25 protein-coding genes, 3 tRNA genes and 2 pseudogenes are annotated in these 26,177 nt (G+C 67.6%); 3 read left to right on the plus strand and 27 right to left on the minus strand.

The features are described from left to right. Positions 1-51: 51 nt before the first annotated feature. From rpoB to ABIE44_RS06160, 20 genes and pseudogenes are all read right to left on the minus strand, one after another. Positions 52-3,579 carry a DNA-directed RNA polymerase subunit beta gene (gene rpoB / locus ABIE44_RS06070; protein WP_209720734.1) on the minus strand — a complete coding sequence of 1,176 codons (3,528 nt, stop codon included), beginning with the start codon at positions 3,577-3,579 and terminating at the stop codon, positions 52-54. 216 nt (positions 3,580-3,795) lie between these two features. Continuing rightward, positions 3,796-4,689 (minus strand): J domain-containing protein, encoded by an 894-nt coding sequence (locus ABIE44_RS06075; protein WP_209720731.1) that lies wholly within the window; start codon positions 4,687-4,689, stop codon positions 3,796-3,798. Then, positions 4,689-5,210, minus strand: coding sequence for a hypothetical protein (locus ABIE44_RS06080; RefSeq protein ID WP_209720728.1), 522 nt, complete (start codon positions 5,208-5,210; stop codon positions 4,689-4,691). Before ABIE44_RS06080 ends, ABIE44_RS06075 begins: the two co-directional genes overlap by 1 nt. Before the next feature lie 4 nt (positions 5,211-5,214). Continuing rightward, entirely contained in the window at positions 5,215-6,468 is a 1,254-nt protein-coding gene (locus tag ABIE44_RS06085; protein WP_209720725.1) for an MCE family protein, read from the minus strand. A gap of 84 nt (positions 6,469-6,552) precedes the next feature. After that, positions 6,553-7,884 (minus strand): MCE family protein, encoded by a 1,332-nt coding sequence (locus ABIE44_RS06090; protein ID WP_354437882.1) that lies wholly within the window; start codon positions 7,882-7,884, stop codon positions 6,553-6,555. Then, positions 7,881-9,044 carry an MCE family protein gene (locus tag ABIE44_RS06095; protein WP_209720718.1) on the minus strand — a complete coding sequence of 388 codons (1,164 nt, stop codon included), beginning with the start codon at positions 9,042-9,044 and terminating at the stop codon, positions 7,881-7,883. Before ABIE44_RS06095 ends, ABIE44_RS06090 begins: the two co-directional genes overlap by 4 nt. Then, positions 9,044-10,018, minus strand: coding sequence for an MCE family protein (locus tag ABIE44_RS06100; protein ID WP_209720715.1), 975 nt, complete (start codon positions 10,016-10,018; stop codon positions 9,044-9,046). Before ABIE44_RS06100 ends, ABIE44_RS06095 begins: the two co-directional genes overlap by 1 nt. Next, entirely contained in the window at positions 10,015-11,058 is a 1,044-nt protein-coding gene (locus ABIE44_RS06105; RefSeq protein WP_209720714.1) for an MCE family protein, read from the minus strand. Before ABIE44_RS06105 ends, ABIE44_RS06100 begins: the two co-directional genes overlap by 4 nt. Continuing rightward, the gene (locus ABIE44_RS06110) at positions 11,055-12,305 is read right to left on the minus strand and encodes an MCE family protein (protein WP_209720710.1); all 1,251 of its coding nucleotides are present in this window, start codon (positions 12,303-12,305) and stop codon (positions 11,055-11,057) included. Before ABIE44_RS06110 ends, ABIE44_RS06105 begins: the two co-directional genes overlap by 4 nt. Continuing rightward, the gene (locus tag ABIE44_RS06115) at positions 12,305-13,132 is read right to left on the minus strand and encodes an MlaE family ABC transporter permease (RefSeq protein ID WP_209720707.1); all 828 of its coding nucleotides are present in this window, start codon (positions 13,130-13,132) and stop codon (positions 12,305-12,307) included. The genes ABIE44_RS06110 and ABIE44_RS06115 overlap by 1 nt, the downstream gene beginning before the upstream one ends. Before the next feature lie 4 nt (positions 13,133-13,136). After that, positions 13,137-13,922 (minus strand): MlaE family ABC transporter permease, encoded by a 786-nt coding sequence (locus tag ABIE44_RS06120; RefSeq protein ID WP_209720704.1) that lies wholly within the window; start codon positions 13,920-13,922, stop codon positions 13,137-13,139. Positions 13,923-13,928: 6 nt separating this feature from the next. Next, positions 13,929-14,883, minus strand: a pseudogene (locus ABIE44_RS06125) (ABC transporter ATP-binding protein). Between the two features lie 248 nt (positions 14,884-15,131). Next, positions 15,132-15,524 carry a 50S ribosomal protein L7/L12 gene (rplL, locus tag ABIE44_RS06130; RefSeq protein WP_209720698.1) on the minus strand — a complete coding sequence of 131 codons (393 nt, stop codon included), beginning with the start codon at positions 15,522-15,524 and terminating at the stop codon, positions 15,132-15,134. Positions 15,525-15,602: 78 nt separating this feature from the next. Further along, entirely contained in the window at positions 15,603-16,298 is a 696-nt protein-coding gene (rplJ, locus tag ABIE44_RS06135; RefSeq protein ID WP_209720695.1) for a 50S ribosomal protein L10, read from the minus strand. Between the two features lie 285 nt (positions 16,299-16,583). After that, a complete protein-coding gene (gene rplA / locus ABIE44_RS06140; protein WP_209720692.1) occupies positions 16,584-17,297 on the minus strand; it encodes a 50S ribosomal protein L1 in 714 nt (237 codons plus the stop codon). A gap of 83 nt (positions 17,298-17,380) precedes the next feature. Beyond that, a complete protein-coding gene (gene rplK / locus ABIE44_RS06145) occupies positions 17,381-17,809 on the minus strand; it encodes a 50S ribosomal protein L11 (protein ID WP_209720689.1) in 429 nt (142 codons plus the stop codon). 71 nt (positions 17,810-17,880) lie between these two features. Then, on the minus strand, positions 17,881-18,186 hold the full coding sequence (gene nusG, locus ABIE44_RS19610; protein ID WP_502912767.1) for a transcription termination/antitermination protein NusG: 306 nt from the start codon (positions 18,184-18,186) through the stop codon (positions 17,881-17,883). 70 nt (positions 18,187-18,256) lie between these two features. Further along, positions 18,257-18,433: pseudogene (locus ABIE44_RS19615) on the minus strand (transcription termination/antitermination NusG family protein); the annotation flags it as partial. A gap of 366 nt (positions 18,434-18,799) precedes the next feature. Further along, positions 18,800-19,039, minus strand: coding sequence for a preprotein translocase subunit SecE (secE, locus tag ABIE44_RS06155; RefSeq protein WP_209720683.1), 240 nt, complete (start codon positions 19,037-19,039; stop codon positions 18,800-18,802). Positions 19,040-19,077: 38 nt separating this feature from the next. Further along, positions 19,078-19,150, minus strand: a tRNA-Trp gene (locus ABIE44_RS06160). 140 nt (positions 19,151-19,290) lie between these two features. Here ABIE44_RS06160 and ABIE44_RS06165 point away from each other — a divergent pair. Genes ABIE44_RS06165 through ABIE44_RS06175 form a run of 3 tightly spaced genes read left to right on the plus strand, consistent with a single transcriptional unit; the run spans position 19,291 to position 22,131 of the window. Continuing rightward, positions 19,291-20,571, plus strand: a complete 1,281-nt coding sequence (locus ABIE44_RS06165; protein ID WP_354437883.1) for an aspartate aminotransferase type Ic — start codon at positions 19,291-19,293, stop codon at positions 20,569-20,571. A 5-nt stretch (positions 20,572-20,576) separates the two neighbouring features. Beyond that, entirely contained in the window at positions 20,577-21,599 is a 1,023-nt protein-coding gene (locus tag ABIE44_RS06170; RefSeq protein WP_209720677.1) for an adenosine deaminase, read from the plus strand. Next, positions 21,592-22,131, plus strand: a complete 540-nt coding sequence (locus tag ABIE44_RS06175; protein WP_209720674.1) for a DUF4190 domain-containing protein — start codon at positions 21,592-21,594, stop codon at positions 22,129-22,131. The genes ABIE44_RS06170 and ABIE44_RS06175 overlap by 8 nt, the downstream gene beginning before the upstream one ends. 3 nt (positions 22,132-22,134) lie before the next feature. Here the strand turns inward: ABIE44_RS06175 and ABIE44_RS06180 are convergent, their stop codons facing one another. The 7 genes from ABIE44_RS06180 to ABIE44_RS06210 form a co-directional block, all read right to left on the minus strand. Next, positions 22,135-23,157, minus strand: a complete 1,023-nt coding sequence (locus ABIE44_RS06180) for a UDP-N-acetylmuramate dehydrogenase (protein ID WP_209720671.1) — start codon at positions 23,155-23,157, stop codon at positions 22,135-22,137. Beyond that, positions 23,150-23,536, minus strand: coding sequence for a MaoC/PaaZ C-terminal domain-containing protein (locus ABIE44_RS06185; protein WP_209720668.1), 387 nt, complete (start codon positions 23,534-23,536; stop codon positions 23,150-23,152). The genes ABIE44_RS06180 and ABIE44_RS06185 overlap by 8 nt, the downstream gene beginning before the upstream one ends. Then, complete coding sequence (locus ABIE44_RS06190; protein ID WP_209720665.1) at positions 23,536-23,949, minus strand: FAS1-like dehydratase domain-containing protein; 414 nt, start codon at positions 23,947-23,949, stop codon at positions 23,536-23,538. The genes ABIE44_RS06185 and ABIE44_RS06190 overlap by 1 nt, the downstream gene beginning before the upstream one ends. Positions 23,950-24,232: 283 nt before the next feature. Then, positions 24,233-24,403: a 50S ribosomal protein L33 gene (rpmG, locus tag ABIE44_RS06195; protein WP_183407901.1), complete on the minus strand. Its 171-nt coding sequence runs from the start codon at positions 24,401-24,403 to the stop codon at positions 24,233-24,235. Between the two features lie 55 nt (positions 24,404-24,458). Beyond that, positions 24,459-24,532, minus strand: a tRNA-Met gene (locus tag ABIE44_RS06200). Positions 24,533-24,564: 32 nt separating this feature from the next. After that, positions 24,565-24,637: transfer RNA gene (locus tag ABIE44_RS06205), tRNA-Thr, on the minus strand. Between the two features lie 94 nt (positions 24,638-24,731). Beyond that, entirely contained in the window at positions 24,732-26,171 is a 1,440-nt protein-coding gene (locus ABIE44_RS06210) for an amidase (RefSeq protein WP_209720662.1), read from the minus strand. Positions 26,172-26,177 lie beyond the last annotated feature (6 nt).

Here is a 26,177-nt window from a genome sequence, read left to right on the forward strand (position 1 = left end):
AAGCATGGACTGAGGTTCCGGGCCGGCCCTCGCGAGCCGGCCCGGGACGGCTCAGACTTCTTCGACGGAGCTCGGCTCGCGGCGGGACAGGTCGATGCCCAGCTCCTCGGCGGCACGGAAGACGTCCTCCTCCGCGTCGCGCATCTCGATCGTGGAGCCGTCCTGGGACAGCACCTCGACGTTGAGGCAGAGCGACTGCATCTCCTTGATGAGCACCTTGAACGACTCGGGGATGCCCGAGTCGGGGATGTTCTCACCCTTCACGATCGCCTCGTAGACCTTGACGCGACCAGGCACGTCGTCGGACTTGATCGTCAGCAGCTCCTGGAGCGCGTAGGCAGCGCCGTACGCCTCCATCGCCCAGACCTCCATCTCACCGAAGCGCTGGCCACCGAACTGGGCCTTACCGCCGAGCGGCTGCTGGGTGATCATCGAGTACGGGCCGGTCGAGCGCGCGTGGATCTTGTCGTCGACCAGGTGGTGGAGCTTGAGGATGTACATGTAGCCGACCGAGATCGGGTCCGGGAACGGCTCGCCGGAGCGGCCGTCGAACAGCCGCGCCTTGCCGTTGCCCTTGACCAGGCGCACCCCGTCACGCGTGGGGAGCGTCGAGCCGAGGAGACCGACGATCTCGTCCTCGCGGGCACCGTCGAACACCGGGGTGGCGACGTTGGTGTTCGGCTCTGCCGACTCCGCGTGGATCTTGATCAGGCGCTTCTTCCAGTCCTCGTCGTCGCCCTCGACCTGCCAGCCGGTCTTGGCCAGCCAGCCGAGGTGGATCTCGAGGATCTGTCCGATGTTCATCCGGCCCGGCACACCGAGCGGGTTGAGCACGACGTCGACCGGGGTCCCGTCCTCGAGGAACGGCATGTCCTCGATCGGCAGGATCTTGGAGATGACGCCCTTGTTGCCGTGACGGCCGGCGAGCTTGTCACCCACGGAGATCTTGCGCTTCTGGGCGACGTAGACCCGGACCAGCTGGTTGACGCCCGGGGGCAGCTCGTCGCCGTCCTCGCGGGAGAACTCGCGGACGCCGATGACCGTGCCGGACTCACCGTGCGGGACCTTCATCGAGGTGTCGCGAACCTCGCGGGCCTTCTCACCGAAGATGGCGCGCAGCAGGCGCTCCTCCGGGGTCAGCTCGGTCTCGCCCTTCGGCGTCACCTTGCCGACGAGGATGTCACCGGTGGTGACCTCCGCGCCGACACGGATGATGCCGCGCTCGTCCAGGTCGGCGAGCAGCTCGTCGCCGACGTTCGGGATGTCGCGGGTGATCTCCTCGGGGCCCAGCTTGGTGTCGCGGGCGTCGACCTCGTGCTCCTCGATGTGGATCGAGGTGAGGACGTCCTCCTGCACCAGACGCTGGGAGAGGATGATCGCGTCCTCGTAGTTCGAGCCGTTCCAGGGCATGAAGGCGACGAGCAGGTTGGTGCCCAGCGCCATCTCGCCCTCGTCGGTGCACGGACCGTCGGCGATCGGCGTACCGACCTCGACCCGGTCGCCCTCGTCGACCAGCGGGCGCTGGTTGATCGAGGTGCCCTGGTTGGAGCGCTTGAACTTCTGCAGCCGGACGGACTTGTTGCCGCCCTCGTCGGTCATGATCACGATCTCGTCGGCCGAGACCTCCTTGACCACACCGGCCACGTCGGAGGTGACGACGTCGCCGGCGTCGACCGCGGCACGGAACTCCATGCCGGTACCGACCAGCGGGGCGTCGCTCTTGATCAGCGGCACCGCCTGACGCTGCATGTTGGCGCCCATGAGCGCACGGTTGGCGTCGTCGTGCTCGAGGAACGGGATCAGCGCGGTGGCGATGGAGACCATCTGCCGCGGCGACACGTCCATGTAGTCGACCTCGTCACGCGCGATGTCGACGGTCTCGCCGCCACGCGTGCGGACGAGCACCAGGTCGTTGACGAAGTTGCCCTTGTCGTCGAGCTGGGCGTTCGCCTGCGCGATGACCTTGGAGTCCTCCTCGTCAGCGGTGAGGTACTGGATCTCCCCGGTGACGCGACCCTTCTTGACGACCCGGTACGGCGTCTCGACGAAGCCGAACGGGTTGATCCGCCCGTACGACGCGAGCGAACCGATCAGACCGATGTTCGGGCCTTCCGGCGTCTCGATCGGGCACATCCGGCCGTAGTGCGAGGAGTGCACGTCGCGGACGTCCATCTGGGCGCGGTCGCGGGAGATACCACCCGGGCCGAGCGCGGAGAGACGACGCTTGTGGGTCAGACCGGCGATCGGGTTGGTCTGGTCCATGAACTGCGAGAGCTGCGAGGTTCCGAAGAACTCCTTCAGCGCTGCCACGACCGGGCGGATGTTGATCAGGGACTGCGGCGTGATCGCCTCGACGTCCTGGGTCGTCATCCGCTCGCGGACCACCCGCTCCATCCGGGCCAGACCGGTGCGGAGCTGGTTCTGGATGAGCTCGCCGACCGTGCGCATGCGCCGGTTGCCGAAGTGGTCGATGTCATCGGGACGGACGACGATGGTCTCGCCGTGGTTGTCCTTGATCTCCTTGCCGGCGGCGTCGGTCAGGGTCTCCTTGCCGGCGTGCAGCTCGATGATGTACCGGATCGTCGCCACGATGTCGTCGATGGTCAGCGTCTGCTGGTCGAACGCCTCGTGGGTGCCGAGCTTCTTGTTGATCTTGTAGCGACCGACCTTGGCCAGGTCGTAGCGCTTCGGGTTGAAGTAGTAGTTCTTCAACAGGGTCAGCGCGGCCTCGCGGGTCGGCGGCTCGCCGGGACGGAGCTTGCGGTAGATGTCGAGCAGCGCCTCGTCGGGACCGGTGGTGTTGTCCTTCTCCTCGGTCAGCTGGATCGACTCGTACTGACGGAACTCGGCCATGACGGCCTCGTAGTCGTACGGCGCCCCGGTGTAGCCCTCTTCCTCAGCCAGGGCCTGGAAGGCCTTGAGGAGGACGGTGACGTTCTGCTTGCGCTTGCGGTCGAGACGGACGCCGACCATGTCGCGCTTGTCGATCTCGAACTCGAGCCAGGCACCGCGGGACGGGATCACCTTGGCGGTGAAGATGTCCTTGTCCGAGGTCTTGTCGGCGGTGCGCTCGAAGTAGACGCCCGGGGACCGGACGAGCTGCGAGACGACGACGCGCTCGGTGCCGTTGATGATGAAGGTGCCCTTGCGGGTCATCATCGGGAAGTCGCCCATGAAGACCGTCTGGCCCTTGATCTCACCGGTGTCACCATTGGTGAACTCAGCCGAGACGTAGAGCGGCCGGGAGTAGGTGAAGTCCTTGTCCTTGCACTCCTCCTCGGTGTACTTCGGGTCGAGGAAGACGGGGTTCTCGAACGAGAGCGACATCGTCTCGGAGAAGTCTTCGATCGGCGAGATCTCCTCGAAGATCTCGTGGAGTCCCGACTTCGTGGAGAGCTCTTCGCCGTTCGCGTTCGCCTCTTCGACGCGCGCCTGCCACTTCGGGTCGCCGATCAGCCAGTCGAAGCTGTCGGTCTGAAGCGCAAGCAGCTGCGGAACCTCGAGAGGTTCGGAGATCTTGGCGAAAGAGATGCGGCGGGGACTCTGGGATTTGCTGTTCTTGCTGCGCGGGGCGGCCAAGAGTGGTCCTTCCGAGGCACATGTGTGACGGCGTCAGCCCACCACAAACCGGCCACCGGACAGGCGGGATGCATTTGAGAGCAGACGCAAAGATGGAGAATACCGAAGGGCAGGCAGAAACACAACAGCCAAATTCCGGGAGAAAACACAGACCCGGCTGTTCGTTGGCGCAAGCATGAACTCCGAAAGGCGCTGCGTCAAGCACCGGGGGCGGGCTCAGTAGATGTCGAGGTCCTCGACGAGCCACTTGTCGCCCGAGTGCAGCATCGTGACCCGGATCCTCCAGGCCCGCTCCTGGGCCTCGGTACCGGTCTTCGTCGTGGTGGTGTTCAGGAAGACCAGGATCCGTGCCCGTTTGGCATCGGCCTCGATGACACCGGTCTCGCCGATCTCGACCTTCTGCGCCGCCTTGAGCTTGATCGCCCCGCCCGGGGCGCCGTTGGCGCCCTTGGTGAGCAGGTCGTACGTCGCCAGGAACTCCTTGCGGAAGGAGGGTGCCACGTACGCCGAGATCTTCTCCCGGTCGGCGTCGATCGTGCGGTAGTCGTAGGACAGCGCGGCGGTCATCGCCGTGGCTGCGACCGCCCGGGCCTCGGCGCCGTTCTTCTCGTCCCTGCGCTCGCTGCTCGCGGTCTCGCGCTCGTCGAGCACGTGCTTGCCGACGAACCCGACCGCCACCAGGGAGGCCAGCAGCAGGACACCGACGATCAACAGGGCGACCGTGCTGCCGGCGAGCGCACCGACCAGGCCGCCGCTCCGCGGCTCGGAGGCGGTCAGTTCCGGTTCCACGGCGGGCACGGGAGCCGTCGAAGCAGGAGCCGGAGCCGCGACCGCCTCCGGCTCCTCGGCAGCGGCGGTGACGACCTCGGCAACCGCGGCGGCGTCGGCGGTCCCGGACCGTTCCTCGCCTGCTTGCTCCGCGTCGTAGGCGTTGCGCCGCTGCGGGTCCAGCAGGACGTCGGCGGCCTCGTTGAACATCCGGAACTGGGCGGCGTTGGTGCCAGGCTCGAACTTGTCGGTGGCATCGCGCCAGGCAGCCTTGATCTCCGCCGGCGTCGCGTCCGGCGCCACGCCCAGGATCTCGTACCAGGACGGCCCGCTCGTCGCCATCAGCTTTCCCCGTCGATGTCGGTGCTGTTGTCGACCAGCCACTTGCCGCCGACCTTGCGCAGGCTGATCACCCAGCGGAAGCCCTGGCCGAGGTCCTTGCCGTTGACGACGAAGTTCTGGTCGTGGGCGACCATCACGGACGCGCTGTCGCTGTCGATATCGATCACCGCGGCGGACTGGATCTTGCCCTTGGCCGCGTTGCTCGTCGAGCTGCCCGAGCCGCTGGTGGACCCGAGCTGGCCGTCGACACCCGCGGTGAACTGAGCCCTGAACTTCGAGGTCAGCAGCTCCGAGACGCTCGCGACGTAACCCTTGAGGTCAGCTGTGTCGACGGCGTCGACCCGCAGCGCGAACTGCTCGGCGACGTTGATGACCTGCTGACGCTCGTGTTCGTCGGCGCTCGCACCGTCGGGCTCGGGCAGGAGGAGCAGCACCGCCGTCGCCGCCAGGGCGAGGACGAGCGCGACGACGAGTCCGAGCGCGAGGTGACGTCGGGCGCTGCCGGGTGCTTCGAGGCTCAAGCGATCACGTCAACGGCTGCAGCAACAAGGTGTTCCACACGGTCTCCCCCGCGACCGGGCTGCCACCAGCGGTGGCGGACGCCTGGTCGTTCCAGCTCGTCGTACCCTTGGCCAGATCGTACGTGGCCACCGGTGAGTCGAAACCGGTCGCCGTCCTCGGGGCGAACTGCGCACCGCGCGGCACGAGCTTGCCGGACATGTCGGTGCAGGCTGCGTCCTCGTCCATCGCCTTGTCCTCGGTCTGCAGCGGCGTACGCCGCTCCTTCGGGTCGTAACCCTTGGCGCAGAGACCGGGCGTCTGGGTGAGCACGAGGCCGAACCGGGCGTTGACCCCTTCGGAATTCTTCGCCGCGACCGTGAAGCCGCCGGCGACCATGTAGGGGTAGAGCACCAGGACCTGCCGGATGCCCGGGAGGTGCTTGACGATGATGTTGCCGGTGGTGACCAGGTTGTTGATCAGGCTGCCGAGGTCGACCTGGTTCTGCTGCAGGAAGGTTCGCAGCTCGTTCGCCGTCGCCGACCCGTTGTCGATCAGTGCGCGCAGCGAGGCGTCGTTGTCGGCCAGGACGCCGGTGAACAGCGAGAGGTCCTTCGCGAAGCTCTTGATCGCCGAACCCTTGAGGGCCTGGGTCGTGAGGACCGTCTTCCCGTCCTTGATGAGCGCCGTGGTCACGTCGAAGTTGTCGTTCGCGGCCTGGATGAAGTCGTTGGACGTGTCGATGATCTGACCGAGATCGTCGCCGGTGTCCTTGAACGCGTCGCCCAGCTCGCTCACCACCGTGCGCAGGCTGCCCTCGGGAACCGAGCGGACGAGACCGTCCAGGTTGGTGAGGATCTCCGTGGTGGAGACCGGGATCTGGGTGCTGACCTGCTTGATGACCGAGTTGTCCTTGAGGTAAGGCCCCCCGTCGCTCTTCGGCTGGAGCTCGACGTACTGCTCACCGACCGCGGACTTGTTGCCGACCAGCGCGATCGCGTCGGCCGGGATCTTGTCCTCGCCCTTGTCGATGGCCAGGACGACGGTGACGCCCTCCTTGGTGAGCTTCATGTCCTCGACCTGGCCGACCCCGACACCGCGGTAGGTCACCTCGGCGCCGGTGAAGATACCCCCGGACTCCTTGAACTGAGCGTTGACCTGGTACGTCGAGTCGTAGACGAGACGATCCAGGCGGGCGTAACGCGCGCCGACGTACGAGACGCCGATGAGCGTGATGAAGACGAACGCCAGCAGCTGCTTCTTGGTCCGGGAGGTGATCATCCGGCCGTCACCCCCGAGAGGAGCATCGTGCCGAGAGCCGAATCGTAGCCGGTGCCGGTGAGCAGGAACGGATCCTGCTTCACGTCACCGCCAGCGGCCACGCCGGGGGCGGGGCGCCCCAGACCGAGGCCATGCAGCAGCTCGGCCAGCGGGTTGGACGTCGCCGGCGGCTTGCTGGCGCCACCACCGGTCGAGCCACCGACGCCCGGGTTCGGGAGCCCCGCCGCCACCGTTCGCCTTGCTGCCGGCGCAGAGCACGGCGATCAGCTTGCAGACCTGCTGCAACTGAGTGCCGTTGAGCAGGTTCTTCACGGCGGTGCACTGGGCGCCGGTCGGCTTCTTGCCGCAGTTGCCGAGCAGGTCGGCCAGGCTGACGCCGGGCTGTAGACCCGGAATCGTCGGCAGGTTGAAGAGGTCGAGCGACAGGTTGATCGACAGGTTGGTGAAGTCGCCCATGTGCAGGTTGCGCGCAACCTCCGGGTCGCGGCCGACGGCCTCGTCGATGAACGGGTAGGTCAGCACGACCTGCAGCGACTTCGGCAGCGCGTCACCGGCCTTGGCCAGGGCGGAGAGCACCGGAGCGAGGTTCTTCAGGGCGTCGATCGTCGACTCCTTGGACGCCTGGATGACCTTGACGCCGACCGAGCTCAGGTTGGACAGAGCCTTCAGCATCTTCACCAGGTCTTGCCGCTGGCCGTTGACCGACTTCAGGGCCGCGGGCAGCTGCTCCAGCGTCTGCCTGATGGTGCCGTCCTGCTGGCGCAGCTGCACGGAGAGCCTGTTGACGTTCTCGAGGGCCTTGATGATCGAGCCCTTGTTCTCGTCGAGCTGCTCGGTGAAGCTGCGGATCTGCGTGATGATCGAGCGGACCTCGTCCTCACGACCGTCGAAGGCCTTGTTCAGCTCCTCAGAGATCGACTTGAGCTGGCCGACGCCACCACCGTTGAGCAGCAGGGCGAGCGCCTGGAAGACCTCTTCTACCTCGTGGTTCCGGCCGGAGTCCTTGAGCGTGATGATGTCGCCGCTGGTCAGCTTTCCGACCGGATCGGTGGGCTTGCTCAGCGACACGAACTTCTCGCCGAGGAGGCTGGTCTGGCGGATCTCCGCGCGGGTGTTGTCCGGCAGGTCGATGGTGCGGGGCAGCTCCACGGTGACATCGGCCGTGTAGCCCTTGAGATCGATCGCAGTGACCTTGCCGACCGTGACGTCGTCGACCTTGACCGTCGACTGTGGCACCAGGTCGAGCACGTCGCGGAACTGGATGTGCACCTTGATCGGGTTCGACCCTGTGTCGGCGCCGCCCGGAAGCGGCAGGTCGTAGACCGAACAGCTGCTCAGGACGACCGAGCCGACCACCGCGCTCGCGACCGCGGCGAAGCGGCCGCGTCGGGTCGCTCGGAACGGGTTCAGCCTCATCGCGGCACCCCCAGGACGTCGGCGAGCGTGTTGTTGCCGAGGTTCGGCGCCGTCAGCAGCGAGGCCGTCTCCGGCGTCAACGCGGACGGGCGACCGAGGCCCAGGAGCTTGAGGATCGAGGTCAGCGGGCCGCACGCGTCGGGCACCAGCGCACACAGGACGACGCTCGGTTTGGCCGTGAGCTGGTTGACCGTCTCGCCGATGTTGGCACGGGTGTCGAGGGTTCCCGCGGTCTCGTTGTAGGTGAGCGCCAGGTTGTTCAGCGCGGCCGGGGCGTAGGTCAACGACTCCTCGAGCTGCTTGCGGTTCTTCACGAACACCTTGCTGATCTGGTTGAGGCCCTTGATGTTCGTGGACAGCGCAGCCTTGTTCTCCGCCACGAAGCTGCGGATCTCCGTCATAGCCACCGACAGGTTCTTCAGCACCTTCGCCAGGTCACCCCGCTCGTCGGCCAGCAGGCCCGCACCGGAGGCGAGCGAGTCGTTGAACCGGCGCACCGTGTCGTCGTTCGCCGCGAGCGCCTGGGTGAACTTCTCCACCTCGGACACCGTGCCGAACAGCTCGTCCTTGTTGTCGGCGAGGGTCTTGGTCAGCTTGCTGAGGTTCTTCAGCGTCTGGTTGAACTTCACGCCCTGACCACCGAAGTTCTTGGCCGTCGAGTCGAGCAGGCGGGTGAGCGCACCCGTGCCGGTGGAGTCCGGCTTGTTCGCGCCGTCGGGGCCGAGGGCCACGGTGAGGTTGTTGATCGAACCGAAGATCTCGTCGAGCTCGAGCGGCGTGGCCGTGCGGTCGACGCCGAGCTTGGCGTTGTCGCCCAGCTTCGCACCACCGCGGTAGACGGGAGTCAGCTGCACGAACCGGTCACCGACAATCGACGGCGAGATCACGGCCGCCTTCACGTCCTTGGGCAGGTCGTACTTGGCGTCATAGTGGAACTTCACCCGCACCTTGGTGCCGAGCGGGGTCACCTCGTCGACCTTGCCGACCGCGACGCCGAGGATCTTGACGTCGGAGCCTTTGTAGAGCGAGACCGAGCGCGGGAAGTCCGCGGTGATGGACTTGGTGTCGCTCCCGGGCAGGATCAGCAGGACCGCGCCCACGAGCAGAACCACGATCGCGACCACGAACACGGCCGGGTTGTCGAGGAAGATCTTCTTCATCAGCCACCAGCTCCCAGGGCCGGCGCGGGCGGCAGGTTCGAGATCCAGTTGTCGAACCACGGACCGGAGCCGAGCGTGTTGGTGAAGACCCGGTAGAACGGTGCGAGCAGCCGCAGCGAGTCGTCCAGGTTCGTCTGGTTCTTGCGCAGGACGTTGACCACACCCGTCAGGTTGGAGAGCGCGGGCTTGAGGTCGCCCCGGCTCTGGCGGACCAGCGCGGTCAGCTCGGTGGAGAGCTTGCTCGTCGAGACCAGCAACGTGTGCACGGCCTCCCGACGGGCGACGATCGCACGGAGCAGGACGTCGCCGTCCTTCATCAAGGTGACGATGTCCTGGTTACGGTCGGCGAGCACGCCGGAGACCTTCTTCAGGTTCGTCAGCAGCAGGTTGACCTGGTCGTCACGCGCGGCGACGTTGGCCGACAGCGCCGAGAGGCCCGACAGGGTGCTCTTCAACTCCTCCGGCGTGTTCGCGGTGGCCTCGGCGAGCGTGTTGAGCGACGTGGTGAGCTGGTCGAGGTTGATCTTCTCGGCCCGCTCGGCGAGACCGGAGAAGGCCTCGACCACGTCGTACGCCGAGCGCGTCCGCGACTGCGGGATGACCGCACCCTCCTTCAGCTGACCCGAGCCCTTGGGCTCGAGCGCGAGGAACATGGCGCCGAGCAGGGTCTTCACCTTGATCTGGGCGCCGGTCTCACGACCGAAGTCCGAGTCGGTCTTGATCTTGAAGCCGACCTTCACGGCGTCCCCGGAGAGCTCGACACTGGTCACCTTGCCGACGCGGACGCCGGCGATCCGGACCTCGTCGTTCGGCTTGAGGCCGCTGGAATCGCTGAACTTCGCGTAGTAGGTGTCGCCGCCGCCGATGATCGGCAGCGAGTCCGCCTTGAAGGCCACCAGGATCAGCAGCACGATCGTGAGCAGGCTGGCTGCGCCGATCTTGACGGGGTTGCGTTCACGGAAGGGGGTACTCATGGCTTGAGGTTGCACCTCCCGTTCCCGCCCGGGTACGTCTGGTACGGGATCGCGAGCGGGCCGGTCGGCAGGATCACCTTGGCCTTGAACTCGCAGAGGTAGAAGTTGAAGAAGGATCCGTAGATCGCCGTGCGGCCGATCTTCTCGAGCTTGATCGGCAGGATCTGCAGAGCACGGTCGATCTCCCCACGTCCCTTGTTCAGGTTCGTGGCGACCTCGCGGAGACCCTTGATGCTGGCCACCAGGCTCGGCCGGATGCCGGTCGTGATGTCCGCGGTCTGGTCGGTCAGCGCCGAGATCGAGTCGAGCGAATTCAGGATCGCGTCCTTGTCCTTGGTCAGTCCGCCGATGAAGTCCCGGAACTGGACGATCAGGTTGGAGAGCTCGACGTCCCGGTCACCGACCGTGGTGAGGACGGCGTTCAGGTTGTCGATGACGTCACCGATCAGCTGGTCGCGGTCGGCCAGGGTCTGGGTGATCGAGCCTGTGCTGCGCAGCAGCCCCTCGAGGTTCCCGCCCTCGCCCTGGAAGACCTGGATGATCTCGTAGGACAGCTTGTTGACGTCGGCCGGGCTGAGCGCGGCGAACAGCGGCTTGAAGCCGTTGAAGAGCACGGTGAGGTCGAGTGCGGCCTCGGTCCGCTTCAGCGGGATCTCGGCGTTCTCCGGGAGCCGGGTGGTGCTGCCGATCCCCTGCGCCAGTGAGATGTAGCGCTGGCCAACGAGGTTGCGGTACCGGATCCGGGCGGTCGAGGCGCCGGTCAGCTCGGTCTTGTCGCGCACGGTGAAGGTGATCCGCGCCTTGGTCCGGTCGACGATCTCGACCTTCTTGACGCTGCCCACCTTGACGCCGGCGACGCGGACGTCGTCGCCCTTGACCACGCCGGTGGCGTCGGAGAAGACCGCCCTGTACTCACGGGTCTTCTCGAAGCTCAGGTTGCCGATCAGGACCACCAGCACGCCGGTGGCAAGCGTGGTGACGACGATGAAGGTGACCAGCTTGATCAGGTCACCACGGGTGCGCTTGTCGAGCATCTTCATCGCAACCGCACCTCCGTCCCGGCAGCCAGCGGGGCGATCATCAGCGTCGAGTAGTCCGAGACCTGGTCGGAGTCGACACCGCGGGCGGTGCCGGCAAGCCGACCGTAGAACTCGGCCTCTGCCGCGTTGGTCGTACCGGAGTACGGCGCGACGCGCTGAGCGTCACCACGGCCGATGTTATTCACACCGTCGTCGAGGTTCGGGATGCCGGTGAACGGAATCTTCGGGCTCGGAAGGCCGAGGCACGCCGGTCCGTTGTCCGCTCCGTAGACCTGCTTGTCCTTCGCAGTGTAGCCACGCGGCTGCATCGGGATGGTGATCAGGTCGATGTGGAACACGAAGCCTCGGAAGGTCTTGGCCAGCAACGGCGCCTGGTCAACCAGACCGTTGAGCAGGCACGGGAACTCGGGCGAGTAGCGGTTGAGCAGCTTGGTCTGCGGGGCGCTGACCTGGCCGAGCCGGATGATGTTGTCACCGTTCTTGTCGAGGAAGACCTTGGCGGTGTCGGAGAACGACGCGGTGTCCTTGAGGAACGCGTTCAGCTTGGCCTGGCGTCCCTTCAGGGTGTTGGTGGTCTTCACCGTGTTGCGCAGGGTGGCGGCGAGTTGCGGAGCGACGTCGGCGTAGGTGTCGCTGACCTCGGCGAGCAGCTTGAGGTCGTCGACCAGCGCCGGCACCTGCGGGTTGAAGCGCTTGAGGTAGGAGTTCAACGTCTCGATGTTCTTGCCGATGTCGTCACCGCGGCCCTCGAGCGCGGTCGCGATCGCGTTCAACGTGTAGTTGAGCTCGGCCGGCTGGATGGCGGTGAGCAGCGGGTACAGGTCGTTGAGGACCTTCTCCACCTCGATCGGGAGCTTCGTCTGGCGGATCGTGTCGCCCGCGGCCAGCCTGCCTGCCGGGGACGGCGGGACGACCAGCTCGACGTACTTCTCACCGAACAGGGTCTTCGGGAGGATCGAGGCGGTCACGTTCTTCGGGATCGGCTTGATCTCGTCGGGGTAGATGCCGAGCGTCAGGACCGCGCCGTCGGAGCCGGACTCGGCCTCGAGGACCTGCCCGACGATGACGCCGCGGATCTTGACGTCCGCGCGGGCCGGCAGCTGCAGACCGATCGTGTCGGTGTTCAGCTTCACCTCGTCGAAGGACGTGAACTTCTGCTGGAACACGGCGTTCACGACCCAGATCCCGGAGGCCAGGATCAGGATCAGCGTGACGCCGAGCAGACGGTTGGTGAGGGTCTTCGACATCAGCCCGCCAACCTGACGGTGGTCGTGGAGCCCCAGATCGCCATGCTCAGGAACAGGTCGATGACGTTGATCGCGACGATCGACGTACGCACGGCGCGGCCCACGGCCACACCCACGCCCGCAGGTCCGCCGCTGGCGGTGTACCCGTGGTAGCAGTGGATCAGGATGACCACGACGGCGAAGACCAGGACCTTGCCGAAGGACCAGAGCACGTCACCGGGTGGCAGGAACTGGTTGAAGTAGTGGTCGTAGGTTCCTGCGCTCTGGCCGAAGAATTGCGTGACCACCAACCTCGTCGCGAAGTACGACGAGAGCAGGCCGACGACGTACAGCGGCGTGATCGCGATCAGGCCGGCGATGATCCGGGTGGTGACCAGGAACGGCATCGACGGGATGGCCATCACCTCGAGGGCGTCGACCTCCTCGGAGATGCGCATGGCGCCGAGCTGGGCGGTGAAGCCGCAGCCGACGGTCGCGGCGAGCGCGATGCCGGCGATCAGGGGCGAGATCTCGCGCGTGTTGAAGTACGCCGAGACGAAGCCGGAGAAGGCCGCCGTACCGATCTGGTTGAGGGCTGCGTAGCCCTGCAAGCCGACCTCGGTGCCGGTGAAGAACGCCATCGCGGTGATGACGCCGACCGTGCCACCGATGACGGCCAGCGCACCACTGCCCAGGGTGACCTCGGCGAGCAGCCGGAGGATCTCCTTGGGGTAGCGGGTGACCGACCGCGGCGTGGCGATGAGCGCGCGGATGTAGAACGCGAGCTGCTCGCCCATCGTGTCGAGAGTCTGGAGGGGCCGTTCGTAGACGGCCTTGAGGTTCGCCATCGCGCTAACCCGTCTTTGGTGGAACGAGCTGGAAGTAGATGGCGCTCATCACGAAGTTGATGACGAAGAGCAGCATGAAGGTGATGACGACGGACTCGTTGACCGCGTCACCGACGCCCTTCGGGCCGCCGCCGGCGTTCATGCCCTTGTACGCCGCCACGATCGCCGCCACGAGACCGAACACCAGTGCCTTGGCCATGCCTTGGTAGAGGTCGGGCAGCTGCGCCAGGGCGGTGAAGCTGGCGAGATAGGCACCTGGCGTGCCGTCCTGCAGGACGACGTTGAAGAAGTAGCCACCGCAGACGCCGACGACGCTGACCAGGCCGTTGAGGAACACGGCCACGAGCATGCAGGCGAGCACCCGGGGGACGACCAGACGCTGGATCGGGTCGATACCGAGCACCATCATCGCGTCGAGCTCTTCACGGATCTTGCGGGCACCGAGGTCGGCCGCGATGGCCGAGCCGCCGGCTCCGGCGATCAGCAGCGACGTCGCGATCGGTCCTGCCTCACGGACGACCGCGAGGACCGAGGCCGAACCTGTGAACGACTGGGCGCCGAACTGCTTGATCAGGCCACCGACCTGCAGCGCGATGACCGCGCCGAAGGGGATGGCGACCAGAGCGGTCGGCACGATCGTCACCGAGGCGATGAACCAGGCCTGCTGGAGGAATTCGCGGGTCTGGAAAGGTCGCTTGAACAGCGACCGACCCACGTCGAGCCCGAAGGCGAATAGTTTGCCGGCTGTCCCGATCGGTGCCAGGATCCGGTCCGCAGTGGCGGAAGACATCCGTCGTCAGGCCCCCGGAGCCATCGACATGTTCTCGGCGAACGAGCCCGGAGGCGGCGTGACGCCGTTCTCCCGGCACCACTCACCGGGCGCACGCTGGCTGCGGCGCGGGATGCCCGAGGAGGGCTCCTGCTGCAGCGGGATCGGGGGCAGCGGGGGCAGCTCCTGGTCCTTCTCGGCCTCGAGCTCGTCGGCGTCCTTCTCCTCGGACATGCCGATCGGGCCGACACGCTGGGCGTTGAGGAACTGCCGGACGACCGGCTCCCTCCGAGCTCAGCAGCATCTCGCGGGGGCCGAACATGGCCAGGTGCTTGTGGTAGAGCAGGCCGATGTTGTCCGGGACCGTGCGGGCGGTGTTGATGTCGTGGGTGACGATGAGGAACGTCGCGTCGATCTGGGCGTTCAGGTCGATGATCAGCTGGTTCAGGAAGCTGGTGCGGACCGGGTCCAGACCGGAGTCCGGCTCGTCGAAGAGCACGATCTCCGGGTCCAGCACCAGGGCGCGGGCCAGGCCGGCGCGCTTGCGCATACCGCCGGAGATCTCGCCCGGGAGCTTGTCCTCGGCGCCGAGGAGACCGACCAGGTCCATCTTCTCCATGACGATGTTGCGGATCTCGGACTCGGACTTCTTGGTGTGCTCGCGCAGCGGGAAGGCGACGTTGTCGTAGAGGTTCATCGAGCCGAACATGGCGCCGTCCTGGAACAGGACACCGAAGAGCTTGCGGATCTCGTACAGCTCGCGTTCGGGGCAGGAAGCGATGTCGACGCCCTCGATGACGACCGAACCCTCGTCAGGCTTCAGCAGGCCGATGATCGTCTTCAGCAGCACCGACTTTCCGGTACCGGACGGGCCGAGCATGACGCAGATCTCGCCCGCGGGAACCGTGAGCGTGACGTCCTTCCAGATGAGCGACTTCCCGAAGCTCTTGGTCAGGTGCTCGATCTGGATCTCGACGCCCATGGACACAACTCCCTCTAGATTTTCGACCCTGCGGCAGGTGTGACTCCCGACACTCCCACCTGGCCACTCAACGAGCAACCGGGGGCTAAGTTACGCGGAGATTGCGCTCCCGTCACTATCCGGCGACACCATCTCAAATTTCGGTACCCGCGCGTAACTTACTCCGAAAAAATGTGGAAAGCGGCCGTCCCGGTGTCGGAACGACCGCTTTCGCAGGTGAAACGGGTGTTACAGGAGAGGTGCAGCGATCACTTGAGCGAGATCGTGGCGCCGGCGGCCTCGAGGGCCTCCTTCGCCTTGTCCGCGGTCTCCTTGTTGACGCCCTCGAGGATCGCCTTCGGGGCGGCCTCGACCAGGTCCTTGGCTTCCTTCAGACCCAGGGAGGTCAGCGCGCGGACCTCCTTGATGACGTTGATCTTCTTGTCGCCGGCGGCGTCGAGGATCACGTCGAACGAGTCCTGGTCACCAGCGTCGTCGCCGGCAGCGGCGGCGCCACCGGCGGCCGGGGCAGCGGCAACGGCGACCGGAGCGGCCGCGGTGACGCCGAAGGTCTCTTCGAACTGCTTCACGAACTCGCTGAGCTCCAGGAGGGTCATCTCCTTGAAAGCGTCGAGCAGCTCGTCGGTGCTGAGCTTCGCCATGGTGGCGTTCCTTCCGTTGGTGGCTGCGACCGTTCGGCCGTCAGCCAAGGTTTTTCTTGGTGGGTGGTTGCCGGGTCGTTACTCGGCGGGAGCGTCGGTGGCCTCAGGAGCAGCGGCCTCGGCCTCTGCCTCGGGGGCGACGTCAGCAGCCCCGGCCTCGGGCTCCGCGGCAGCATCGGCTGCCTCGGGCTCCGCGGCAGGGGCCTCCTCCGCAACAGCGGCAGCGGGCTCGCCCGCACCACCCTGGAGGATCGAGGGGTCCTGCTCGGCCTTGGCCTGCAGCGCACCCGCGAGACGGGCGGCCTGGGCGATCGGCGCGTTGAGCAGGTAGACGGCCTGGGAGAGCGAGGCGAGCATGGCGCCCGCGAGCTTGCCCATGAGGACCTCGCGCGACTCGAGGTCGGCGAGCTTGCCGATCTCCTTCGCGTCCATCGAGGAACCGTCGATGTAGCCGCCCTTGATGACGAGGGCGGGGTTCGCCTTGGCGAAGTCACGCAGACCCTTGGCCGCCTCGACAACGTCTCCGTTGATGAAGGCGATCGCGGTCGGGCCGTTGAGCAGGTCGTCGAATCCTTCGACGCCGGCTTCGGTGGCCGCGAGCTTGGTGAGCGTGTTCTTGACCACGGCGTAGTTGGCGTTCTCGCCGAGAGCACGGCGCAGGTCGCGCAGCTGCTTCACGGTGAGTCCGCGGTACTCGGTCAGCACAGCACCGGCAGAGTCGTTGAACTGGTCAACGATCTCCGCAACAGCTGCTGCCTTGTCTGGCCGCGCCATGGGGACTCCTTCCAACTGTGCACGGGTTGTGCGAACCGAACCCGGCCGGGAAAGACAGACGCCCCGTGCAGGTGCACAGGGCGTGGCGCGGCGTGGCCGCTCATCTCTGTGGCGCCTGCGCAGGTCGTCCGCGTTCGCGGACCTTCGCACTCCGGGGAGTGGACCGGCGGTCTTCGGTTCCAGCGGTGAACTGTACGCGGACCACGGGCCGAGCGCCAAATCGGAGCCGTACGACGAAGGCCCGCCCCCTTGCGGGAACGGGCCTCGTCGAGCGGGGAGGGAGGCTCAGGCCTCGTCCTCGACCGCGATGTTGCGGACGCGGTTCGGGTCGACCTGGACGCCGGGGCCCATGGTCGTCGAGACGGTCACCTTCTTCACGTAGCGGCCCTTGGAGCTGGACGGCTTGAGCCGCAGCACCTCCTCGAGCGCGGCGGCGTAGTTCTCCGCCAGCTGGACCTCGGTGAAGGAGGCCTTGCCGATGATGAAGTGCAGGTTCGCGTGCCGGTCGACGCGGAACTCGATCTTGCCGCCCTTGATGTCGGACACGGCCTTGGCCACGTCCGGCGTCACGGTGCCCGTCTTCGGGTTCGGCATGAGGCCACGGGGACCGAGCACGCGGGCGATGCGGCCCACCTTGCCCATCAGGTCCGGCGTCGCGACGGCGGCGTCGAAGTCGGTCCAGCCGCCGGCCACCTTCTCGATGAGCTCGTCGCCACCGACGAAGTCGGCGCCGGCCTCGCGAGCGGCCTCGGCCTTCTCGGCGTTGGCGAACACGAGGACGCGGACGGTCTTGCCGGTGCCGTTCGGCAGGCTCACCGTGCCACGGACCAGCTGGTCGGCCTTGCGCGGGTCGACCCCGAGGCGCATGACGACGTCGACGGTCTCGTCGAACTTCTTCTTCGAGGTGGACTTGGCGATCTTGATCGCGGCCAGCGGGGCGTAGAGCTCGTCCTTGTCGAACTGCTCAGCCGCTGCGCGGTAGGTCTTGCTGCGCTGCATGGTTGTTGCCTCTTTCTTAGGTCCGCGTCCCGGAGGACGGCGGGGCGATGTGGTTAGCGAGCCAGCGCGGCTCTCCCACGGTTTCAGTCAGTCAGGACGCCCATGGAGCGGGCGGTTCCTTCAACGATCTTCATGGCGGCGTCGATGTCGTTCGCGTTCAGGTCCGGGAGCTTGGTCTCGGCGATCTCGCGGATCTGGTCCTTGGTCAGCTTGCCGACCTTGTCCTTCTGCGGGACACCGGAGCCCTTGGCGATGCCGGCGGCCTTCTTGATCAGCTCGGCGGCCGGCGGCGTCTTCGTGATGAAGTCGAACGTGCGGTCCTCGTAGATCGTGATCTCGACGGGGATGACGTTGCCGCGCATGGCTTCAGTCTGGGCGTTGTACGCCTTGCAGAAGTCCATGATGTTCACGCCGTGCGGACCGAGGGCGGTACCGACCGGCGGGGCCGGCGTCGCGGCACCGGCCTGCAGCTGCACCTTGACGAGTGCGGCGATCTTCTTCTTCGGAGGCATTGCTTCTTCTTCCTATCTCGTGGTCATGACGGGGCTGGTGCCCCTGCCACCTGGTGTTACGGGAGCTCTCGTCAGACCTTTTCGATCTGCGAGAAGCTCAGCTCGACCGGGGTCTCCCGGCCGAAGATCTCGACGAGGGCCTTGACCCTCTGGGACTCCGCGTTGATCTCGGTGATCGTCGCGTGCAGCGTGGCGAACGGGCCGTCGACGACCATCACCGAGTCGGAGACGTCGAAGTCGGCGACCGTCACCTGCGGGCGGGTGTTGGTGCGGACCGGCGTACCGGTCTGTGCGGCCTCGGCCACGGCAGCCGCCTCGGCCTCGGCGCGGACGGCCGGGGCGAGCATGTTCTCGACCTCGTCGAGGCTCAGCGGCACCGCGCTGGTGGCTGTGGCCGACGAAGCCCGTCACCGACGGGGTGTGGCGCACGGCGCCCCAGGACTCGTCGTTGAGGTCCATCCGGACCAGCACGTAGCCGGGCAGGACGGTGCGCTTGACCAGCTTGCGCTGGCCGTTCTTGATCTCGGCGACCTCTTCGGTCGGCACGATGACCTCGTGGATGTAGTCCTCCATGTTGAGGGACGTGATCCGGTTCTCGAGGTTGGCCTTGACCCGGTTCTCCATGCCCGAGTAGGTGTGCACGACGAACCAGTCGCCGACCTTGGCGTGCAGCGCGGCACGGAACTCCTCGAGCGGGTCGACCTCGGCGTCGACGGCGTCGGCCTCGTCCGCGGTCAGCTCGGGCTCCTCCGCCGCGTCAGTGTCGGGAGTCTCCTCCGCAGCCGCCTCCGGCTCGTCCGCGGCGTCCTCGACCGGAGCCTCGGCAGCCGCCTCGGTCTCGACCTCGGCGGCCTCGGGCTCGTCGCCCGGGGTCACCTCGAGGTCGACGTCACCCGTGGGCTCGTCGTTGTGCTCGTCGTACTGCTCCGACACGTCTTCTCCGTCTGGTTCGTTGTGCTTCGGTGGTGCTGGTGGGCCGGCTCCTGGGCGCTACTTGGCCTTCGGCGTCTCGTTGCCGAAGAGCCAGAAGACGCCCTTACCGAACCCGAGGTCGAGGAGCGACACGATGCCGATCATGACGACCACGAACACCATCACCACGATGAAGTAGGTGATCAGCTGCTGCTGGCTCGGGTACACGACCTTGCGCAGCTCAGCGACGATCTGCCGGTAGAACGTGATCGGGCTCGTGCGCTCGGACTTGTCCGAGCGCGCCGGTGAATCCGCCACGAGTTCCTACTTCCTTGTCGTATCGATTGACTCCAGTGCAGGGCACGAGGGACTTGAACCCCCAACCTTCGGTTTTGGAGACCGATGCTCTGCCAGTTGAGCTAGTGCCCTTCGGTGGTCCGGGCATGCCAAAGCATTGCCCGAAAGCACCAAGCGAAGAGTCTACGGGTCGGCGCCAGCCAAGTCGAACCGAGTGCCGCGAACGGTTACCGGCTCGCGGTCACCACCGGCCCTCTGGAACGATGGACCCCGTGAGCGCTACCCAGCCCCTGGCCCAGTCGTCCGCCGAAGACCTCGCGAGCTTCCTCGCCACGCAGCAGGCGGCGTACGCCGACCTCAAGGCGCGCGGACTGAAGCTGGACCTGACCCGCGGCAAGCCCGCAGCGGCACAGCTCGACCTCTCCGACGCGCTGCTCACGCTGCCCTCGAGCGTCAAGGACGCCGACGGGGTCGACACCCGCAACTACGGGGGGCTCGAGGGCATCACCCAGCTGCGCGAGATGTTCGCCGAGCTCCTCTGGGTCGAGACCGACCAGGTCGTCGCCGGCGGCAACTCCAGCCTGGTGATGATGCGCGAGGTTCTCGTCGACCTGTGGCTCAAGGGCGGGGTGGACAGCGAGCGCCCGTGGTCGGCCGAGGAGAAGGTCACCTTCATCTGCCCGGTGCCCGGCTACGACCGGCACTTCACCCTTCTCGACTGGTTCGGCATCGACACCGTCACGGTGCCGATGAACGACGACGGCCCGGACGCCGAGGCCGTTGCGGCGCTCGTCGCGAACGACCCGAGCATCAAGGGCATCTGGATCGTGCCGACGTACGCGAACCCGAGCGGCTCGATCTGCTCGCTCGAGGTCGCCGAGCGGCTCGCCTCGATGCCGACCGCTGCGCCGGACTTCAAGATCTTCTGGGATAACGCCTACGCGTTCCACCACCTCACCGAGGACGAGGCGAAGAGCGCGGACATCCTGTCGCTGGCCTCGGCCGCCGGGCACCCGCACCGCCCGATCATGTTCGCCTCGACCTCGAAGATCACCTATGCCGGCGCGGGAGTGGCCTTCCTGGCCGGCTCGGTCGAGACCGTGAAGTGGTATACCACCCACCTCGGCAAGGGTGCGATCGGCCCCGACAAGCTCAACCAGCTCCGGCACGCGGAGTTCTTCGGCTCCCCCCAGGGCGTGCGGGACCACATGGCCAAGCACCGTGCGATCATCGCGCCGAAGTTCGACGAGGTCGACCGGGTCCTGACCGAGACCCTCGGCGGTCTCGAGGTCGCGACCTGGACCAAGCCGACCGGTGGCTACTTCGTCAGCCTGGACGTCCTGGACGGCACCGCCTCCCGTGTCGTGGCGCTGGCCAAGGAGGCGGGCATCGCGCTGACGCCGGCCGGGGCCTCGTTCCCGGGCGGGAACGACCCGCGCGACCGGAACATCCGGCTCGCGCCGACGTTCCCGGGCCTGGCCGAGGTCACCGAGGCGATGGAAGCCGTGGCGACCTGCGTGCTGCTCGCGGCGGCGGAGTCGCTGGCACACTGACCCGCATGGCGCGACCGCTCTCGGACCTCCCCAAGGCGCACCTGCACCTGCACTTCACCGGGTCGATGCGCCACGGGACCCTGCTCGAGCTCGCCGCACGCGACGGAATCAGCCTGCCCGACGCCCTGGAGGAGGACTGGCCGCCGCGACTCTCGGTGGCCGACGAGAAGGGCTGGTTCCGCTTCCAGCGGCTCTACGACGTGGCCCGATCGGTGCTGCGCACCGAGGACGACGTGCGCCGTCTGATCCGTGAGGCGGCGCAGGACGACAAGGCCGACGGGGGGCGCTGGCTGGAGATCCAGGTCGACCCGAGCGGGTACGCCGCCAAGTTCGGCGGGATCACCGCGTTCACCGACCTGGTCCTCGACGCCGTCGCCGAGGCCTCCCGCGACGTCGGGATCGGCATGGCCGTGGTGATCGCCGCGAACCGCACGCGGCACCCGCTGGACGCCCGCACGCTGGCCCGCCTCGCCGCCCAGTACGCCGGCCGCGGGGTCGTCGGGTTCGGGCTGTCCAACGACGAGCGACGTGGTCGAACGGCCGACTTCGCGGGCGCCTTCGCGATCGCCGAGCGCGCCGGGCTGCTGCTGGTCCCGCACGGCGGCGAGCTGCTGGGCCCGGAATCGGTGCGGGTCTGCGTCGACGACCTGCACGCCGGTCGCCTGGGTCACGGCGTCCGGGTGACCGAGGATCCGGCCCTGCTTGACCGGGTCGTCGAGGCCGGGATCGCCCTCGAGCTCTGCCCGGTGTCCAACGTGGCCCTCGGGGTCTTCTCCGACCTGTCCTCCGTGCCTCTCCCCCAGCTGATCGCGGCAGGCGCCGAGATCGCACTCGGCGCCGACGACCCGCTCCTGTTCGGGTCGCGGCTGAACGCGCAGTACGCGACGATGCGGGCTGCGCACGAGCTCACCGACGCGCAGCTCGCCGAGCTGGCACGCTCGTCCCTGCGAGCCTCCCGGGCCGACGACGACGTGAAGGCCGCGGCCCTGGCCGACATCGACGCCTGGATGGAGACACCCGATGAGTGATCCGAACCCGCCCGCGGGCGAGCCGTCCGACGAGGTCGGCTACTGGGAGAAGCTGGCCGCGTCAGGCCCTCAGGAACCGCCGTCGCAGATCCAGTTCAACCCGCAGTCCGGCACCGTGCTCGGCAGTGCTGAGCCGCAGGCGGCCCCCGGCTCCGTCCCCGCCCCGCCCCCGAACGCTGCGTGGGCTCCCCCGCCGCAGCAGCAGACCCCCTACGGCTACGGCGTCGGCGCGCCGGGACTCCCCGACCACCCCAAGGCCGATCTCGCCTTCGTCTTCGGCATGATCGCCGGGCCGGGCGCGATCGTGAGCTGTCTCCTCACGATCCTGGTCGCCCCGGTCGCGCTCGTCCTCGGCTACCAGGCGCGCAAGGCGATCGACGCCGAGCCGGGCCGGTGGGGCGGTCGCGGCAAGGCCACCACCGGGTTCGTCATCGGCATGATCGGCACCGCCGTCCTCGCGCTCGGCCTGGTCACCTTCACCGTGCTCGTCATCGTGGCCGCTTCCGACCCGGACGCGCTGAGCCTCGTCTAGGACCTACAGCTCGCAGCCGACGAGCACCGGCTCGTTGACCAGGGTGATGCCGAACCGCTCGTTCACCCCGTCCCGGATCTCGCGTGCCAGCGCGAGCAGGTCCTCGGTGGCGGCGCCGCCCCGGTTGGTCAGCGCGAGGGTGTGCTTCGTCGACAGGGTCGCTGCACCGCTGCCGTAGCCCTTGGCGAAGCCGGCGTGCTCGATGAGCCAGGCCGCACTGGTCTTGACCTGACCGTCGGGCTGCTCCCAGGACGGCGCGCCGTCGGGCACCGCGGACGGCGGGACGACAGGGTTGGTGAAGAACGACCCGGCGCTCCAGGTGTCGTGGTCCGTCGGGTCCAGCACCATGCCCTTCCCGCGCCGGAGCTCGAGCACGGCAGCGCGGACGTCGACGACCGGCGCACGGTCGCCTACCTGGCGGTCGAGGCGCTCGGCCAGCTCGGCGTACTGGAGCGGGGTGCCGAGGTCGCCCAGGCGCAGCTGGAAGACGACTTCGAGGACGACCCAGCGCCCCGGTTCCTGCTTGAGCCGGCTGGTCCGGTAGCCGAGCCGCAGGTCGCGGTGGAACAAGGTCTTGACCGCGCCCGTGGACCGGTCCCAGCAGCGCACCGAGGCGATCGACTGACCGATCTCCTGGCCGTAGGCGCCGACGTTCTGGATCGGCGTGGCTCCGACCAGTCCGGGGATGCCGGCGAGCGCCTCGATCCCGATCCAGCCCTCGATCGCCGCACGTTCGGCGAGTGCGTCCCACGGTTCCCCGGCCGCGACCCGGACGACAGCGCCGCCGCAGGCATCGGCGTCGGCGTGCACCCCGCGGGTCCGTACGACGACGACCCGACCGGCGAAGCCGCTGTCAGCGACCACGAGGTTGCTACCGCCCCCGACGAGGAGCACCGGCAGGCCGACGGCGTCGGCGCTGCGGACGGCCTCGATCAGCTCGGCCTCGGTGGCGGCCTCGACGTACTCGGCGGCGGGCCCGCCCACCCGCAGGGTGGTGAGCTCGGCGAGGGTCTGCGGTTCAGCCACGCAGCACCGCCCGCGGGTTGCCGAGAACCTTCTCGCCGTCGCAGGTCACGGTGAGGGCCACCGTGCGGACGCCGTCGGTCTCGCGCAGAACCCCGGCGACCGTGACCTCGGTGCCGGTCTCCCCGGCCGGGACGACGACCGGCTTGGTGAACTTGGCAGCGAGCTCGGCGATCTGACCGGGCTCGCCGAGGTGTTCGTCGACGTACCGGGCGGCGAGGGCGAGGGTGTACATGCCGTGCGCGATCACGCCGGGCAGGCCCACGGCCAGGGCCACGGACTCGTCGGTGTGGATCGGGTTGTGGTCACCGCTGGCGGCGGCGTAGGCGACCAGGTCGGCGCGGGTGACGCGGAAGGTCCTCGGTGCGATCTCGGTCGTCATCAGGCACCTGCACCAGGCTGGTGCACCAAGGTCGCTCGGGCAGTGCAGACCAGCGCACCCGAGGCGTCGGTGATCGCACTGCTGGTGGCGATGATGTCGGCCCCGCCGATCTGGCGCAGGCTCTCGACGGTCAGCTCAGCGGCGAGCCGGTCACCCGCGACGACCGGGCGCTCGTGGGCGAACCGCTGCTCCCCGTGCACGACGTGGTGCAGCTCGATGCCGACCTCGGCGTCGGTCATCAGCGCGGTCATCGCGCCGAACGCGACGACGATCGGGAAGGTGGCCGGGGCAGGCCCTCCGGCCGCGTACGTCGTCCCGGTGGCGGCGGCGAAAGCCGCCAGCGCGTTCTCGGTGACGTCGTACGGGGGCGTCGGCGGGAAGGTGCGTCCCACCAGGGACTGATCTACAGGCACGGGTCGAGGTTACCGAGTGGCCGAGCTTGCTCGTGCCCGAGTGGCCGAGAACCCGATGACGAGCGAAGCGAGGAGCACGGGTCGAGGCTACGCGAACGAGCGGAGCGGCACGGAGCTTGCTCCGGTGCCTGCGGAGCGAGGAGCGTTGAGGAGCGCAGCGACGATCATCGAGTGGCCGAGCTCGTCCCGCTACGGGACGCTCCACAACGCAGACGAGCGGCGCCCCCGCTAGGGGCACCGCTCGTCTCGACAGGCTCGACGACCGAGGTCGCGATCCGCTGGTTCAGCGGGTCTCGCGGTGGTCGGTGTGCGTCCGGCAGCGCGGGCAGAACTTCTTCAGCTCCATGCGGTCGGGGTCGTTGCGACGGTTCTTCTTGGTGATGTAGTTGCGTTCCTTGCAGTCCACGCACGCCAAGGTGATCTTGGGGCGGACGTCGGAGCTCTTGCTGGCCACGGTGTGCCTTCTTCCTTGCTGAAAGTGTGCTGCTGTGCGCGGTGCTGCTGGTGTGTAGCGGGAGCGGGGCTCGATCCCGCGACCTCACGATTATGAGTCGTGCGCTCTAACCAGCTGAGCTACCCCGCCTTGTAACAGCCGCGACTCCGCAGCCATTCCAGAGCCCCCTTACGGAATCGAACCGTAGACCTTCTCCTTACCATGGAGACGCTCTGCCGACTGAGCTAAGGGGGCCTGCCTCGACGCTCCGGATGTTGCTCGGGCTTCGAGGCCGACGTGAAGAATACACAGGCCGCACCCGGTTCGTGAAATCGGTATGACCGGCGTCTCAGGCGTCGGTGATCGAGGCGAATCCGACGGCTTCCTCCAGCTCGTAGGCGACCTCGAGCAGGCGAGCCTCGTGACCTCGCCCGGTGGCGAGCTGGACGCCGATCGGCATGCCGTTGCGACCGGTCCCCAGCGGCAGGGAGACGGCCGGGTCGCCGGTGGCGTTCTGGAGCGGGGTGAAGTTCACCAGCTGGATCAGCCGCTCGATGACGACCTCGTAGGACTGGCTCGGGTTCAGCCAGCCCAGCTCCGGAGTGGGCAGGGCCAGGACCGGGGTGAGCACGGCGTCGTACTGCTTGAAGAACCTGGACGAGACCTGCTGGGAGGCACCCAGCCGGGCCAGCGTGAGCGGCAGCTTCCAGGCGTTGCGCAGGCCGTGCCGGGCCAGACCCTTGCTCAGGTTGTCGGTGAGGTTGCGGTCGAAGGTCGGCCCGAAGGTGCGCTTGCCGGTGCCGAGCAGGAAGGTCGACAGGAATGCCCAGTACGCCAGGAAGTCGTCGAGGAAGTAGTCCGGCGCTGGGACGGCGATCTCCTCGACCCGGTGGCCGAGCGCCTCGAGCTGCTTCGCCGCGGCCCGCACGGTGTCGGCGACCTCGGGGTCGGTCTTCAGGTCGCCGATGGAGTCGATGACCACGGCGATCTTCAGGCGCTTGGGGCCGGGACCGCGGATGTCACCGATCGGCGGAAGCTTGAGGTTGCGGTGGATCTTCTCCGACTCGCGCAGGAACGCGGCGGTGTCGCGCACGGTCCGGGTGACCACGCCGTCGGCGACGATCTGAACCGGCATCTCCCGGTTCATCTTGTCCTGGGGGACGCGCCCGCGGGTCGGCTTGAGACCGACGAGACCGTTGCAGCCTGCCGGGATCCGGATCGAGCCGCCGCCGTCGTTGGCGTGCGCGATCGGGACCGCGCCGCTGGCGACGAACGCCGCCGCCCCGGCGCTGGAGGCTCCCGAGGAGTACGCCGTGTTCCACGGGTTGCGGACGGGATCGGCGTTGTAGAACTCGGCGCTGGCGGAGAACCCGAACTCCGAGAGCTGGGACTTGCCCAGCCCGATCAGGCCCTGGCCGAAGAACATCGCGGCGAAGTCGCCGTCGGCGGCGGCCCGCTCCCCCACGTACGCCGAGCAGCCCTGCTGGGTGGGAAGGCCCTGGACGTCGGAGTTGTCCTTGACCAGCGTCGGGACTCCGGCGAAGAAGCCCTTGCCCCGCCCGTCAGCCGGAGCCGCGGCGGCCCGGGCCCGGGCACGGTCGAAGTCGGCACACGCCAGGCCGTTCAGCTCGGGGTTGACCTTCTCGATCCGGGCGATCGCAGCGTCGACGGCCTCGACCGGAGAGATCCGACCCTCGCGGATCTCCTCGGCCAGGCCGACGGCGTCGTAGCTGCCGAGAGCGTCGTCGGAGAAGGCGTGCACCCGGCTGCGGGGTTCAGGCAACGTCATGGAGGG

The sequence above is a fragment of the Marmoricola sp. OAE513 genome, from assembly GCF_040546585.1.
Classification (GTDB): Bacteria; Actinomycetota; Actinomycetes; order Propionibacteriales; family Nocardioidaceae; genus Marmoricola.

Bases quoted from the DNA above. Each gene is read 5' to 3' on its own strand.
- rplJ (WP_209720695.1), bottom strand. From the start codon at position 16,298: ATGGCGCGGCCAGACAAGGCAGCAGCTGTTGCGGAGATCGTTGACCAG.
- ABIE44_RS06170 (WP_209720677.1), top strand. From the start codon at position 20,577: ATGGCGCGACCGCTCTCGGACCTCCCCAAGGCGCACCTGCACCTGCAC.
- ABIE44_RS06105 (WP_209720714.1), bottom strand. From the start codon at position 11,058: ATGAAGATGCTCGACAAGCGCACCCGTGGTGACCTGATCAAGCTGGTC.
- ABIE44_RS06185 (WP_209720668.1), bottom strand. From the start codon at position 23,536: ATGACGACCGAGATCGCACCGAGGACCTTCCGCGTCACCCGCGCCGAC.
- ABIE44_RS06085 (WP_209720725.1), bottom strand. From the start codon at position 6,468: ATGATCACCTCCCGGACCAAGAAGCAGCTGCTGGCGTTCGTCTTCATC.
- ABIE44_RS06115 (WP_209720707.1), bottom strand. From the start codon at position 13,132: ATGGCGAACCTCAAGGCCGTCTACGAACGGCCCCTCCAGACTCTCGAC.
- rplA (WP_209720692.1), bottom strand. From the start codon at position 17,297: ATGCAGCGCAGCAAGACCTACCGCGCAGCGGCTGAGCAGTTCGACAAG.
- ABIE44_RS06210 (WP_209720662.1), bottom strand. From the start codon at position 26,171: ATGACGTTGCCTGAACCCCGCAGCCGGGTGCACGCCTTCTCCGACGAC.
- ABIE44_RS06120 (WP_209720704.1), bottom strand. From the start codon at position 13,922: ATGTCTTCCGCCACTGCGGACCGGATCCTGGCACCGATCGGGACAGCC.
- ABIE44_RS06075 (WP_209720731.1), bottom strand. From the start codon at position 4,689: ATGGCGACGAGCGGGCCGTCCTGGTACGAGATCCTGGGCGTGGCGCCG.
- ABIE44_RS06095 (WP_209720718.1), bottom strand. From the start codon at position 9,044: ATGAAGAAGATCTTCCTCGACAACCCGGCCGTGTTCGTGGTCGCGATC.
- ABIE44_RS06090 (WP_354437882.1), bottom strand. From the start codon at position 7,884: ATGAGGCTGAACCCGTTCCGAGCGACCCGACGCGGCCGCTTCGCCGCG.
- ABIE44_RS06100 (WP_209720715.1), bottom strand. From the start codon at position 10,018: ATGAGTACCCCCTTCCGTGAACGCAACCCCGTCAAGATCGGCGCAGCC.
- rplK (WP_209720689.1), bottom strand. From the start codon at position 17,809: ATGCCTCCGAAGAAGAAGATCGCCGCACTCGTCAAGGTGCAGCTGCAG.
- rplL (WP_209720698.1), bottom strand. From the start codon at position 15,524: ATGGCGAAGCTCAGCACCGACGAGCTGCTCGACGCTTTCAAGGAGATG.
- ABIE44_RS06110 (WP_209720710.1), bottom strand. From the start codon at position 12,305: ATGTCGAAGACCCTCACCAACCGTCTGCTCGGCGTCACGCTGATCCTG.
- ABIE44_RS06175 (WP_209720674.1), top strand. From the start codon at position 21,592: ATGAGTGATCCGAACCCGCCCGCGGGCGAGCCGTCCGACGAGGTCGGC.